The organism is Sinisalibacter aestuarii, assembly GCF_027923545.1.
Taxonomy (GTDB): domain Bacteria; phylum Pseudomonadota; class Alphaproteobacteria; order Rhodobacterales; family Rhodobacteraceae; genus Sinisalibacter; species Sinisalibacter aestuarii.
In genome coordinates, this window is record NZ_BROH01000006.1 from 118,907 (window position 1) to 131,321 (window position 12,415).

Sequence of the window (12,415 nt, forward strand, 5' to 3'; positions counted from 1 at the left end):
CTGACGCTTCGAGGCTGCCATGCGCGAGACCTTCCGCCTGACCCTGGCCCAACTCGCCCCGGTGCTGGGCGATATCGCGGGCAATGCCGCCAGGGCGCGCGCGGCCTGGGAGGCGGGCAAGGCCGCCGGGGCCGATCTGGTGATGCTGCCCGAGATGTTCATGATCGGCTACCAGCCGCAGGACCTGGTGATGCGCCCGGCCTTCTGGCGCGAGGCGATGGATGCCGTGACGGCGCTGGCGGGCGAGACCGCCGATGACCCGGCGCTGGCGATCGGCGCGCCCTTCCATGACGGACAGGCGCTGTACAACGCCTATCACATTCTCGAAGGCGGCGCGGTGCGGCTGCGCGTGCTGAAGCAGGTGCTGCCCAACACCCATGTTTTCGACGAAAAGCGTCTGTTCGCGCGCGGGCCCGATCAGGGCCCGTTCCGGCTCGGCCCGGTGCTGATCGGCACGCCGATCTGCGAAGATGCCTGGTGGGAAAACCACGTCTGCTCGACGATGGCCGATGCCGGGGCGGAGGTGCTGCTGGTGCCGAACGGCTCGCCCTATCATCGCGGCAAGGTTGCCGTGCGCCAGCGCCATATGCGGGCGCGCGTGAAGGAGACGGGGCTGCCGCTGATCTATCTCAACATGGTCGGCGGGCAGGACGATCAGGTGTTTGACGGTGCGAGTTTCGGGGTGAATCCGGGCGGCGAGATCGCCTTCCAACTGCCGCAATTCGACGAGGCGCTGGCCCATATCGAGCTGGTGCGGGAGGCGGCAGGCTGGCGCATCGCCCCGGCCGCGATCACGCCCGAGCCGGATGCGTGGGAGGCCGATTACCGCGCCATGGTGATGAGCCTTGCCGATTACATGGACAAGACCGGCTTCAAAAAGGTGCTGCTGGGCCTGTCCGGCGGGATCGACTCGGCGCTCGTCGCCGCCATCGCCGCCGATGCGCTGGGGCCGGACAATGTGCGCTGCGTGATGCTGCCCTCGGAATATACCAGCGACGCCTCGCTGGAAGATGCCGAAGCGGTGGCGACGGCGCTCGGCACCCGGCTCGACACGCTGCCGATCTCCGGCCCCCGGGCGGCGGTGACCGAGGCGCTGGCGCCGCTTTTCGCCGGCACCACCCCTGATCTCACCGAGGAAAATATCCAGTCCCGCCTGCGCGGGCTGCTGCTGATGGCGCTCTCCAACAAGTTTGGCGAAATGCTCCTGACCACCGGCAACAAATCCGAGGTCGCCGTGGGCTACGCCACCATCTACGGCGACATGGCGGGCGGTTATAACCCATTGAAAGACCTTTATAAAACCCGCGTTTTCGAAACCTGCCGCTGGCGCAACGCCAACCACCGGCCCTGGATGAAAGCCCCGGCGGGCGCGGTGATCCCGCCCCGGGTGATCGACAAGCCGCCCAGCGCCGAGCTGCGCGAAGACCAGAAGGACGAAGACAGCCTGCCGCCCTACGAGGTGCTCGACGCGATCCTCGACGGGCTGATCGACCGCGAGGCTTCGGTGGCCGATCTGGTGGCCGAAGGCTTTGACCGGGAGATGGTGAAGCGCGTGGAGCACCTGATTTTCATCAGCGAATACAAACGCTTCCAATCCGCCCCCGGCACACGGCTGACCGACCGGGCATTCTGGCTCGACCGCCGCTACCCGATCGCCAACCGCTGGCGCGACAGGAGTTGACCGACCCCAAAACGCCCTCCTGACGCCCGATTGGCGCCGTACTGCCGGTCTATGCCCGCTTGCGACGACAACCGTTGACGAGTGCAACCATGGACCAGTTTGACTTCTACCCCGCCCCTAAGAGCCTCAAGAAATCCGTCATCTTCGGCCTGTTCTACCTCGGCCTCGGCACGGGCTTCTGGCGCATCCTTTCTACCTCCGATGCCGGGATTCCGACCGGCGGCACAGTTGTCGCCGGCCTGTTCTGCCTTACGGGTGCAAATGCACTGGTCCGCGGCCTGAGGGGACTCGCCCGCCCCACCCCATGTTTTTCGGCCGATGCCAACGGCTTCTCGGTGATGGGCAAGAGGACCAGGCGCTGGGAGGAACTCGCCGATATCCGCATCCGCAGGATCCGGATCTACGGCCTCATCTCCATCGGCACCTGGGTGAGCCTCCGGGTGAAGAAGAACGGCCGCGGCCTGACCCGCCGGGTCGAAATTCCGTGGTCGCACCTGCCCGATACGCCGGAAGAAACGGCGGCCGCGATCCTGCAGGCTGCCCTGCTCGCCGGGTGGCAACCGCGCGATGCTCGCGCCGCCCGCACCCTCGGCACGCTGATATCCACCACCGCCTGAAGCGTCGGCTTAGCCGCGCACAGGCGCGTCGATCACGAAGATCCGCACGGGGAAAACGTCGCCAACGGCGTCAAGCTCCGCCTCATGGCCGACATACCTGCCCAGCCGCTTCATGACCGCGAACGACCGCCGGTTCGGCACGTCGCTGATCGAGATCACCCGCGGCGGCGCAAGCGTCTCGTTATTGTGAGCAATCTCCGCTTCGGTGACAGCCTGGCTACGTGGCCCGCCGAGGCCACACATGACCTCCGGGTCGAGGTTCAACGCCACACAAGGCGTATATCGACCGGCGCGAAAGCGCGAAGCAGCAGCCGATCTGTCTCGACCTGCACCGGCATTGTCAAAACCCACAGTCCGCATCCCTCGCGAAATCCGTCGCATTTCAGCACTGATGTCGAATTCTGGCAAGACAACATACCACCGCCGCGCGAACAGCACCGCTGGACATCCCCGGAGCGCCTATGAACATCCTGCCGATTCCCGCCGCCTTCTCCGCCGCCGACTGCGCCCGCATCGTCGCCGCCGCCGCCGAGGCGGAGAGCGCCGATGCCCGCCTGGTGCGCGGCGACCGGGCGCATAACATCCGACGCGCCGATCTGGTCTGGCTCGACGATCTCGACGGGATGGACTGGGTCACCGACCGGCTGATCGACCTCGTGCGCAAGGCCAACCACCAGTTCCATTTCGACCTCGACGCGCTGCGCGAAAGCCCGCAGGTGGCGCGCTATGACGCCGCCCGGGAAGGCCATTTCGACTGGCATTCCGATATCGGCGAGGGCGCCGTCGCGGCCCGGCGCAAGCTCACCTTCGTGGTGCAGTTGTCCGATCCGGAGGCCTACGAAGGCGGCGCGCTCGAACTGCGCCCCTCACTGGCGACGACCACGGCCGACCGCGCACAGGGCAGCGCCGTGGCCTTCCCCAGCTTCGTGCTGCACCGGGTCACCCCGGTGACGAAGGGCACCCGCCATTCGCTCACCATCTGGGCGCACGGCCCGGCCTTTCGCTAGCCCTATTCGAGCATCATCTGATAGCTCGCGGGCACATACTGGAACCCGTCGCCCCGCGCCTCGACATAGCCCAGCGCCGGCCAGGGCATGTGGTAACCGATGAAGGGCATCTTGTCGGATGCAAGCATTCCGAGCAGGGTGCGCCGGGTTTGCGTCGCCATCGCCTTATCCATATCGAAACCGACTTCCCAATCCGGGTAACCAAGCGACCAGACATAGTGATTGGCAAAATCGGCTCCGAGCAGCAGCGTCTCGCCATCGCTCTCGATCAGCCAGGCCATGTGCCCCGGCGTGTGGCCGAAGGCGGCCATCGCGGTGATGCCGGCGGCCACCGTGCCGCCATCCTCGACGAAGGTCGTCTTTTCGGCGACCGGGCGCACCTTGGCATCAAACCCCTCGTTGCCCATCCCGGCCCAGGCGTCGTATTCCACCCGCCCGGTCACGTAGCGGGCATTGGCGAAGGTCGGCGCGCCGGCATCGTCGGTCATGCCGCCGATATGGTCGCCATGCATATGGGTGAGCACCACCACGTCGATCTGGTCGGTGCTGTATCCCGCCGCCTGCAGCGCCCCGGCGATCCCGGCGGCATTGAGTCCGGTATCGAACAGCACCAGTTCCGCGCCGGTATTCACCACGGTGGGGGTGAAGAAGAACTGCGCCTTGTCGGTCGGAATATTCGCCGCCGCCGCCGCTGCGGCAAACTCTTCGTCCGAAGCATTGATGCCGAAAATCCCATGCGGATCGGGCACGGTGCTGGTGCCTGCGAGCAGCGCGGTCACCTCGAACCCGCCAAGGCTGAAGCGATTGAACCGGGTCATCGCCATTCCCATCATCTCGGCCGCCGCGAAAGCGCCCGTCGCCGTCAGCGGCAACGCCGCCGCGCCAAGGAGCAGGCCCCGGCGATCAAGTCTCATTCCAGTCACAGACATGTTGTCCTCCCGTCGCGCAATTTTGGTTATGCTCGGCCATGATAGCGAGGACGGGCGATTTCGCCCTGACCCTAGAGTGTGAGGCGTGCGTGATGGCCACATCCGGGAACAAGACCGGCCCGACGGGAGCAAACGTCTCCCTTTTCCTCGACGCGGTCGGGCACCCGACACGGCGGGCCGATGCGCATGCGCTCGATGCGCTGTTTCGCGAGGTCACCGGCTGGGCGCCCCGGATGTGGGGCCCCACCATCGTGGGCTATGGCTCTTACGCCTACCGCTACGAGAGCGGGCGCGAGGGCGAATTCCTCGCCACCGGCTTCAGCCCGCGCAAAGCCAGTCTCGTGCTCTACATCATGCCCGGCTATGCCGGCTACGGCGATCTGCTCGCCGGGCTGGGTAAGCACAAGTTTGGCAAATCCTGCTTGTATATCAACAAACTGTCCGATGTGGACGAGGGCGCGCTGCGGCGGCTGATCCGCGCCGGGCTCGACGATCTCGCCGCGAAATACCCCGTCAGCCCGAGCTAGGCGCTACTCCCACCAGCGGTCGATCGCCGCGATATCGTCATCCGACCAGCCGAAGTGATGCGCCAGCTCATGGATGAAGACATGCGCCACCAGCGCCTCCAGCGTCACATCCCCGCGCTCGACCCATTCATCGAGGATCGCCCGGCGGAACAGCCAGATCGTGTCGGGCTGGATCGGGCTGTCCATCACCGATTTCTGCGTCAGCGGGATGCCGTCATAAAGCCCGGTCAGTTCGAACGGATCGTCGATCCCAAGCTCGCCGAGGAACATGTCGGGCGCGAGGTCCTCGACCCGGATCGTCACCGCCCGCGCCGCCTCGCGGAACGCCGGCGGCAACATTTCGCGCGCGGCGAGCGCCAGCGCCTCGATCTCGGCCAGCGACGGGGGATGGGTCGGCACCCTCGTCAAAACCCACCCCGGCTGAGATAGGCCCCGGTGGCAACGAAAAGCACGGAAAACAGCGTCACCGCTCGAATGTGCAAGGCCATGAGCGGCAGGGTTTCCGCACTGAGTTGGGGGATCACGCGAAACCTGGCATTCACCGCAAAAAGCGCCGTGAGAACAAGCAGGCCCAGTTTCAGGCCGATACCGGCCGAAACCGGATCGGCCAGGGTAATCCAGGCGATCGGATCGGGCGAATATCGCCACGCAAGCCACACCCCGCTTGCAACCTGCACAAGCAACGCCGGAATCCCGATGCGCTCGAACCCTTGCTCGAACTCCCGCAGAATTTCAGGATCGCGCAGGCGCAGCGCCCGCGGCAGAACGGTAAGGGCCAATACCAGGTGCCCGCCGGTCCAGACCGCAGCACCCAACAGGTGAATTACCAACACCGAGTAGTCCATCACACGCCTCCGATTGCCCGTATATGGACAAAAACCGCCCGATATGAAAGAGGAGCCATGCACAGGAGACATCCATGACCGTTACCCGTTTCGCCCCCTCGCCCACCGGCTACCTCCATGTCGGCAACCTACGCACGGCGCTGTTCAACTGGCTGATCGCCCGCAAGCAGGGCGGCACCTTCATCCTGCGCCTCGACGATACCGACCCGGAGCGCTCGAAGCAGGAATATGCCGACGCGATCCAGGAAGACCTCGAATGGCTCGGCCTGACCTGGGACCGGATCGAAACCCAGTCGTCGCGGCTCGCGCGCTACGAACAGGCGGCGCAGGATCTGCGCGACAAGGGCCGGTTCTACGAATGCTTCGAAACCCCGACCGAACTCGACCTCAAGCGCAAGAAGCAGCTCAATATGGGCAAGCCGCCGGTCTATGACCGCGCCGCGCTGGCGCTGAGCGAGGCGGAAAAGGACAAGCTGCGCGCCGAACGCGGTCAGGGCCATTGGCGCTTCAGGCTCGATCAGACACGTATCGTCTGGGATGACGGCATCCTTGGCGAGATCTCGATCGACGCCGCCTCCGTGTCGGACCCGGTGCTGATCCGCGCCGACGGGCAGTTTCTCTACACGCTGGCCAGCGTCTGCGACGATATCGACTTCGGCATCACCCATGTGGTGCGCGGCTCCGATCATGTCACCAATACCGGCACCCAGATCCAGATCATCGAGGCGCTCGGCGGCGCGGTGCCCGCCTTCGCCCACCATTCGCTGCTGACCGGCCCGCAGGGCGAGGCGCTGTCGAAGCGGCTCGGCACGCTCTCCTTGCGCGATCTGCGCGCGCAGGGGGTGGAGCCGATGGCGCTGATCAGCCACATGGCGCGGCTTGGCTCGTCGCAGCCCGTCGAGCTGCGCGACACTCTCGACGAGGTGATCGCGGGCTTCGATCTGTCGAGCTTCGGCGCGGCCCCCACCAAATTCGATGTGAACGACCTGTTCCCGCTCACCGCCCATGCGCTGGCCGCCCGCCCCTATGCGGCGGTGGCCGACCAGGTGCGCGCGCTGGGCGTGCCGAACGACATGGCCGAGGCGTTCTGGATCGTGGCGCGCGAAAACATCACCACGATGCAGGATCTCGAAGGCTGGTGGGCGCTCTGCCGCGACGGCGCGGTGCCGCTCGTCGATGACGAAGACGCCGAGATGGTCGCCACCGCCATGCGCCTGCTGCCCGAGCCGCCCTTCACATCCGAAAGCTGGGGCCAGTGGACCGCGGCGGTGAAGGACGCGACCGGCCGCAAGGGCCGTGGGCTGTTCATGCCGCTGCGCAAGGCACTGACCGGCATGGATCACGGCCCCGACATGTCGGCGCTGATGCCGCTCCTGCAAAAGATCCGGCGCTGATCCTCTTTCAGCTTGCCGGAAATATCCCGGGGAGTTTGAGGGGCAGCGCCCCTCATTCACCAAAGCTGCGCGGCGGAGCCGCTCCGCCGATCTACCCCCGCACCACGCGCGCGCCGATACGGGCCAGCTCGTCTTCCACCAGAGCGCGTTCATGGCGGTCGAGAGGCTGGTGGCGGGCATAGACCGGCTGCGCCCGGTCATCGAGCACCGGCACGTGCCAGCCCTCGGTGGTCTCGAAAAAGCGCCGCACCCCGGCCTCGCCGAACTCGGCGAGGAAGCCCTGCACCACCACGTCGATATAGCTGAGCAGCACCGGGTGCTCCGGCCCCGGATCGTGATGGGCGCCCTCGGGGATGGCATAGAGCGCCACGTCGATCTCGCGGCCCACGGCATGGGTGACGCGCCCGCTCACATCGTGGCGGGCATAGGCGTGTTCGCGCTCGTCCAGCGCCGCCCAGTCCGCCCCCGGCACCGCCGCCACCAGCCCCTCGATCTCCACCCCCGGCGCGGGCAGGACGGTGAGAAAGCAGCGCTGGCGCAGCGGCGATTTGCGCCAGGCCCGCCGCCAGCCGCGCACCCGCGCCGGGGCGGCCTCGGCGTAGTGATGGGTGCGCCGGTTCACCAATGAGCCATAGCCGAAGAAAAACGGGTCCTGCATGGGGGGTTTGTGCCCTTCCCGCCGGCGCGCCACAAGGGGTGGTGTGGGGGGGTGGTGTGGGGGCTTGTGCGATCAGCGGCCGCCCGCTAGGTTCGCCGCACCTGCGCAGGGAGAATCCGGGGAACCGTAGAGGTTTGCCCGGTGCCGAAGGAGCAACCGCCCCGGTAAACTCTCAGGCAAGCGGACCGCGCGGGGACAGACTCTGGAGAGTGGCCGCGAGGCCCGCCGAAGGGATAACGATCTCAGGCGAAAGGACAGAGGGGGCATCGGGCGGGCCAATTCTGGCCCAGCGATGCCGGGCGCGTTCTCCCGGCGGGGAGACGGCATGAGCGATTTGAGCCGAACGGTATTCTATGACCTCCACGTGGAACTGGGCGCCAGAATGGTGCCCTTCGCGGGCTGGGAGATGCCCGTGCAATACGCCCCCGGCGTGATGAAGGAGCATCTTTTCACCCGCGAAAGCGCGGGCCTGTTCGACGTGAGCCATATGGGCCAGGTCATCCTGCGCGGGCCGGACGTGGCCGAGGCGCTGGAACGGCTCGTGCCGGTCGACATCGTCGGGCTTGCCGAGGGCCGCCAGCGCTACGGCTTCTTCACCACGGACGATGGCGGGATCATCGACGATCTGATGATAACCAACCGGGGCGATCACCTGTTTCTCGTCGTCAATGCCGCGCGCAAGGAGGCGGATCTTGAGCATCTGCGCCTGCATCTGCCGGAGATCGAGGTGGAAGAGCTCACCGGCCGGGCGCTGATCGCGCTGCAGGGGCCGAAGGCGGAGGACGCGCTTGCCGCGCTGAACCCCGCCGTGCGCGAGATGCGCTTCATGGACGTGGCCGATGTGGAGCTTGCGGGCGCGAGCTGCTGGGTCAGCCGGTCGGGCTATACCGGCGAAGACGGGTTCGAAATCTCGGTGCCCAACACGATGGGGCCGCGCCTGATGCGCGCGCTTCTGGAAAGTCCCGCTGTGCAGCCCATCGGCCTCGGCGCGCGCGATTCGCTGCGTCTGGAGGCGGGGCTTTGCCTCTACGGCTCGGATATCGGTGAGACGACCTCGCCGGTCGAGGCCGGGCTGAACTGGGCGATCCAGACGGTGCGCCGCAAGGGCGGCGCGCGCGCCGGCGGCTTTCCCGGCGCCGACCGCATCCTGAGCGAGCTTGAAACCGGCCCGGCCCGCAAGCGCGTGGGCCTCCTGCCCGAAGGCCGCGCGCCGATGCGCGCCCATACCGCGCTCTTTGCCGAAGCCGAAGGCGGCGCGGCCATCGGCGAGATCACCTCCGGCGCTTTCGGCCCCAGCATCGAACGCCCGATGTCGATGGGTTACGTCCCCGCCGACCATGCCATGGAAGGCACGACGATTTTCGGCGAGGTGCGCGGCAAACGCCTGCCGGCAACCATTGCGCCGCTGCCCTTCCACAAGCCATCCTACAAACGCTGATCCAACAGGAGACCCCCATGAAATACACCGAAGAACACGAATGGCTCGATGATCAGGGCGGCATCGTCACCGTCGGCATCACCGCCCATGCCGCCGAGCAGCTCGGCGATATCGTCTTCATCGAACTGCCCGAGGCGGGCAGCGAAGTGTCGAAGGACGACGAGGTGGTGGTGATCGAAAGCGTGAAGGCCGCCTCCGACATTCTCGCCCCGATCGACGGCGAGATCGTCGAGGTGAACGAGGCCATCGTGGAAGATCCGGGCAAGGTGAACGAAGACCCCGAAGGCGAAGCCTGGTTCTTCAGGATCAGGCCCGCCGACCCGGACCAGATGGCCGATTACATGGATGAAGCCGCCTACAAGGCTTTCATCGGCTGAGTTGAGCGCCAGGGGTCTGTGAAGACCCCTGGCAAATCTCGCCGACGAGATTTGCCCCCGGGAGACCAGGAATGCCTTTCACGCCCACCGATTACCGGCCCTATGACTTCGCCAACCGCCGCCATATCGGCCCCTCGCCCGCCGAGATGGCGGATATGTTCGCCACGCTGAACGTGGCCGATCTCGACGCACTGATCGACGAGACGGTGCCGAAATCCATCCGTCAGGCCGAACCGCTCGATTTCGGCAAGGCCCGGTCGGAGCGCGAGATGCTGTTCCAGATGCGGCTGACGGCGGCGAAGAACACGGTGCTGCGCTCGCTGCTCGGGCAGGGCTATCACGGCACCGTCACGCCGCCGGTGATCCAGCGCAACATCCTCGAAAACCCGGCCTGGTACACGGCCTATACGCCCTATCAGCCGGAGATTTCGCAGGGCCGGCTTGAGGCGCTCCTGAACTACCAGACGATGATTTCGGACCTGACCGGGCTGGAAGTCGCCGGGGCTTCGCTGCTCGACGAGGCCACCGCCTGCGCCGAGGCGATGACGATGGCGCAGCGGGTGGCGAAATCGAAGGCCCGCGCCTTTTTCATCGACGCCGCCTGCCACCCGCAGAACATCGCGGTGATGAAGACGCGGGCCGAGCCGCTGGGCATCGAGGTGATCGTGGGCGACCCTGCCGGGCTGGAGCCGGAGAAGGTCTTCGGCGCGATCTTCCAGTATCCCGGCACCAATGGCGAGATCCGCGATTTCACGCCCGAGATCGCGGCGCTGCACGCGGCCAATGCCATCGGTATCGTCGCCGCCGATCCGCTCATGCTGACGCTGCTGAAAGAGCCGGGCGCGATGGGAGCCGATATCGCCGTCGGCTCGACCCAGCGCTTCGGCGTGCCGATGGCCTATGGCGGCCCGCACGCCGCCTATCTTGCCTGCCATGACAGCCACAAGCGCGCGATGCCGGGCCGGCTCGTCGGGGTGAGCATCGACGCGCGCGGCAACAAGGCCTACCGCCTCGCGCTGCAAACCCGCGAGCAGCATATCCGCCGCGAGAAAGCCACCTCTAACGTCTGCACCGCGCAGGCGCTGCTGGCGGTGATGGCGAGCTTCTATGCGGTGTTCCACGGCCCCGAGGGGCTGAAGGCCATCGCCCAGCGCATCCACCGCAAGACGGCGCGGCTGGCGGCGAAGCTGGAGGCGGCGGGCTACCTGATCGAACCGGAGCATTATTTCGACACGATCACCGTCGAGGTCGGGCATCTGCAAAAGGGCATCATCCTCGCCGCGCTGAAAGAGGGGGTGAACCTGCGGCCCGTCGGCAAGACCAAAATCGGCATCACGCTCGACGAAGCCACGCGCTCGCCCACCATCGAGGCGGTCTGGCGGGCCTTCGGGGTGATCGCCGAGGACCGCGACTTCGAGAGCGATTACCATTGCCTGCCGCTCGACATGGCCCGCGAGAGCGCCTACCTCACCCACCCGGTATTTCACATGAACCGGGCCGAGACCGAGATGATGCGCTATATGCGCAAGCTCGCCGACCGCGATCTCGCGCTCGATCGGGCGATGATCCCGCTCGGTTCCTGCACGATGAAGCTCAACGCCGCCGCCGAGATGATCCCGGTGAGCTGGCGCGAATTTTCGATGATGCATCCGCTCTGCCCGCCGGATCAGGCCGAGGGCTATCACGAGCTGATCGACGATCTGATGGCCAAGCTTTGCGCCATTACCGGCTATGACGCGATGTCGATGCAGCCGAATTCGGGCGCGCAGGGCGAATATGCCGGGCTGATGACGATCCGCGCCTATCACAAGGCCAATGGCGAGGCGGAGCGCGATATCTGCCTCATTCCGATGTCGGCCCATGGCACCAACCCGGCCTCGGCGCAGATGGCCGGCATGAAGGTGGTGGTGGTAAAGACCGCGCCGAACGGCGATATCGACGTGGCCGATTTCCGCGCCAGGGCCGAGGCCGCAGGCAGCAAGCTCGCCGCCTGCATGATCACCTATCCCTCGACGCATGGCGTGTTCGAGGAAACCGTGCGCGAGGTCTGCGAGATCACCCATGCGCATGGCGGCCAGGTCTATATCGACGGCGCCAATCTCAACGCGCTGGTCGGGCTGGTGAAGCTTGGCGAGATCGGCGGCGATGTCAGCCACCTCAACCTGCACAAGACCTTCGCCATCCCGCATGGCGGCGGCGGCCCCGGCATGGGCCCGATCGGCGTGAAGGCACATCTGGCGCCGCATCTGCCGCCGAACCCGTTCAAGGGCGAGGCCGGCGCGGTCTCGTCGGCGCCCTACGGCTCGGCCTCGATCCTGCCGATCTCATGGGCCTATATCCTGATGATGGGCGGCTCCGGGCTGACGCAAGCCACGCGGGTGGCGATCCTCAACGCCAACTATATCGCCAAGCGGCTCGAAGGCGCCTTCGAGGTGCTCTACAAGGGGCCGACCGGGCGGGTGGCGCATGAATGCATCATCGACCTGCGCCCGTTCGACGACAGCGCCGGCGTTACCGTCGAGGATGTGGCGAAACGGCTGATGGATGCGGGCTTTCACGCCCCCACGATGAGCTGGCCGGTGGCGGGCACGCTGATGATCGAGCCGACCGAGAGCGAAACCAAGGCCGAGCTCGACCGGTTCTGCGATGCGATGCTGGCGATCCGCGAAGAAATCCGCGCCATCGAAGAAGGCCGGATGGACCGCGCGAACAACCCGCTGAAAAACGCGCCCCACACCACCGAGGATCTCGTGGGTGAGTGGGACCGGCCCTATAGCCGCGAACAGGGCTGCTTTCCGCCGGGGTCGTTCCGGGTCGACAAATACTGGCCGCCGGTCAACCGGGTGGACAACGTCTATGGCGACAGGAACCTGGTCTGCATCTGCCCGCCGCTGGAGAGCTACACCGAAGCGGAAGCGGCGGAATGACGGTGCCGGGGTGCC

General features: G+C 66.4%; 13 protein-coding genes and 1 riboswitch. Of the genes, 8 read left to right on the plus strand and 5 right to left on the minus strand.

Annotated elements, in window-relative coordinates:
• Positions 1-19 precede the first annotated feature (19 nt).
• Positions 20-1,681 carry an NAD+ synthase gene (locus QMG28_RS11450; protein WP_281842437.1) on the plus strand — a complete coding sequence of 554 codons (1,662 nt, stop codon included), beginning with the start codon at positions 20-22 and terminating at the stop codon, positions 1,679-1,681.
• 89 nt (positions 1,682-1,770) lie between these two features.
• Positions 1,771-2,298 (plus strand): hypothetical protein, encoded by a 528-nt coding sequence (locus QMG28_RS11455; RefSeq protein WP_281842438.1) that lies wholly within the window; start codon positions 1,771-1,773, stop codon positions 2,296-2,298.
• Between the two features lie 9 nt (positions 2,299-2,307).
• Here the strand turns inward: QMG28_RS11455 and QMG28_RS11460 are convergent, their stop codons facing one another.
• Positions 2,308-2,562, minus strand: coding sequence for a GNAT family protein (locus tag QMG28_RS11460; protein ID WP_281842439.1), 255 nt, complete (start codon positions 2,560-2,562; stop codon positions 2,308-2,310).
• 197 nt (positions 2,563-2,759) lie between these two features.
• On the opposite strand from QMG28_RS11460, the gene QMG28_RS11465 reads away from it, so the two are divergent.
• A complete protein-coding gene (locus QMG28_RS11465; RefSeq protein ID WP_281842440.1) occupies positions 2,760-3,305 on the plus strand; it encodes a 2OG-Fe(II) oxygenase in 546 nt (181 codons plus the stop codon).
• Positions 3,306-3,307: 2 nt separating this feature from the next.
• Here QMG28_RS11465 and QMG28_RS11470 read toward each other — a convergent pair whose 3' ends face one another.
• Positions 3,308-4,219, minus strand: coding sequence for an MBL fold metallo-hydrolase (locus tag QMG28_RS11470; protein ID WP_281842441.1), 912 nt, complete (start codon positions 4,217-4,219; stop codon positions 3,308-3,310).
• Positions 4,220-4,326: 107 nt separating this feature from the next.
• Between QMG28_RS11470 and QMG28_RS11475 the strand changes: the two genes are divergently transcribed.
• Positions 4,327-4,761, plus strand: a complete 435-nt coding sequence (locus tag QMG28_RS11475) for a DUF1801 domain-containing protein (RefSeq protein ID WP_281842442.1) — start codon at positions 4,327-4,329, stop codon at positions 4,759-4,761.
• 3 nt (positions 4,762-4,764) lie between these two features.
• Here QMG28_RS11475 and QMG28_RS11480 read toward each other — a convergent pair whose 3' ends face one another.
• Both QMG28_RS11480 and QMG28_RS11485 read right to left on the minus strand, forming a co-directional pair.
• The gene (locus QMG28_RS11480) at positions 4,765-5,100 is read right to left on the minus strand and encodes a metallopeptidase family protein (RefSeq protein WP_281842574.1); all 336 of its coding nucleotides are present in this window, start codon (positions 5,098-5,100) and stop codon (positions 4,765-4,767) included.
• 65 nt (positions 5,101-5,165) lie between these two features.
• Positions 5,166-5,606 carry a CopD family protein gene (locus QMG28_RS11485; RefSeq protein ID WP_281842443.1) on the minus strand — a complete coding sequence of 147 codons (441 nt, stop codon included), beginning with the start codon at positions 5,604-5,606 and terminating at the stop codon, positions 5,166-5,168.
• 74 nt (positions 5,607-5,680) lie between these two features.
• Between QMG28_RS11485 and gltX the strand changes: the two genes are divergently transcribed.
• The gene (gene gltX / locus QMG28_RS11490; protein WP_281842444.1) at positions 5,681-7,000 is read left to right on the plus strand and encodes a glutamate--tRNA ligase; all 1,320 of its coding nucleotides are present in this window, start codon (positions 5,681-5,683) and stop codon (positions 6,998-7,000) included.
• 91 nt (positions 7,001-7,091) lie between these two features.
• On the opposite strand, the gene QMG28_RS11495 is transcribed toward gltX, so the two are convergent.
• Positions 7,092-7,658, minus strand: coding sequence for a gamma-glutamylcyclotransferase family protein (locus QMG28_RS11495; protein ID WP_281842445.1), 567 nt, complete (start codon positions 7,656-7,658; stop codon positions 7,092-7,094).
• Between the two features lie 96 nt (positions 7,659-7,754).
• Positions 7,755-7,856, plus strand: a riboswitch (glycine riboswitch).
• Positions 7,857-7,983: 127 nt separating this feature from the next.
• Between QMG28_RS11495 and gcvT the strand changes: the two genes are divergently transcribed.
• The 3 genes from gcvT (at position 7,984) to gcvP (ending at position 12,400) form a co-directional block, all read left to right on the plus strand.
• Positions 7,984-9,096: a glycine cleavage system aminomethyltransferase GcvT gene (gene gcvT / locus QMG28_RS11500; RefSeq protein WP_281842446.1), complete on the plus strand. Its 1,113-nt coding sequence runs from the start codon at positions 7,984-7,986 to the stop codon at positions 9,094-9,096.
• A gap of 17 nt (positions 9,097-9,113) precedes the next feature.
• Entirely contained in the window at positions 9,114-9,473 is a 360-nt protein-coding gene (gcvH, locus tag QMG28_RS11505) for a glycine cleavage system protein GcvH (protein WP_281842447.1), read from the plus strand.
• A gap of 71 nt (positions 9,474-9,544) precedes the next feature.
• Complete coding sequence (gcvP, locus tag QMG28_RS11510) at positions 9,545-12,400, plus strand: aminomethyl-transferring glycine dehydrogenase (RefSeq protein ID WP_281842448.1); 2,856 nt, start codon at positions 9,545-9,547, stop codon at positions 12,398-12,400.
• Positions 12,401-12,415: the final 15 nt, after the last annotated feature.

What these genes read in the sequence shown, in the direction of transcription:
- QMG28_RS11450 (WP_281842437.1), top strand. Translation starts at nt 20, where the DNA reads ATGCGCGAGACCTTCCGCCTGACCCTGGCCCAACTCGCCCCGGTGCTG.
- QMG28_RS11455 (WP_281842438.1), top strand. Translation starts at nt 1,771, where the DNA reads ATGGACCAGTTTGACTTCTACCCCGCCCCTAAGAGCCTCAAGAAATCC.
- QMG28_RS11465 (WP_281842440.1), top strand. Translation starts at nt 2,760, where the DNA reads ATGAACATCCTGCCGATTCCCGCCGCCTTCTCCGCCGCCGACTGCGCC.
- QMG28_RS11470 (WP_281842441.1), bottom strand. Translation starts at nt 4,219, where the DNA reads ATGAGACTTGATCGCCGGGGCCTGCTCCTTGGCGCGGCGGCGTTGCCG.
- QMG28_RS11475 (WP_281842442.1), top strand. Translation starts at nt 4,327, where the DNA reads ATGGCCACATCCGGGAACAAGACCGGCCCGACGGGAGCAAACGTCTCC.
- QMG28_RS11480 (WP_281842574.1), bottom strand. Translation starts at nt 5,100, where the DNA reads ATGTTGCCGCCGGCGTTCCGCGAGGCGGCGCGGGCGGTGACGATCCGG.
- QMG28_RS11485 (WP_281842443.1), bottom strand. Translation starts at nt 5,606, where the DNA reads ATGGACTACTCGGTGTTGGTAATTCACCTGTTGGGTGCTGCGGTCTGG.
- gltX (WP_281842444.1), top strand. Translation starts at nt 5,681, where the DNA reads ATGACCGTTACCCGTTTCGCCCCCTCGCCCACCGGCTACCTCCATGTC.
- QMG28_RS11495 (WP_281842445.1), bottom strand. Translation starts at nt 7,658, where the DNA reads ATGCAGGACCCGTTTTTCTTCGGCTATGGCTCATTGGTGAACCGGCGC.
- gcvT (WP_281842446.1), top strand. Translation starts at nt 7,984, where the DNA reads ATGAGCGATTTGAGCCGAACGGTATTCTATGACCTCCACGTGGAACTG.
- gcvH (WP_281842447.1), top strand. Translation starts at nt 9,114, where the DNA reads ATGAAATACACCGAAGAACACGAATGGCTCGATGATCAGGGCGGCATC.
- gcvP (WP_281842448.1), top strand. Translation starts at nt 9,545, where the DNA reads ATGCCTTTCACGCCCACCGATTACCGGCCCTATGACTTCGCCAACCGC.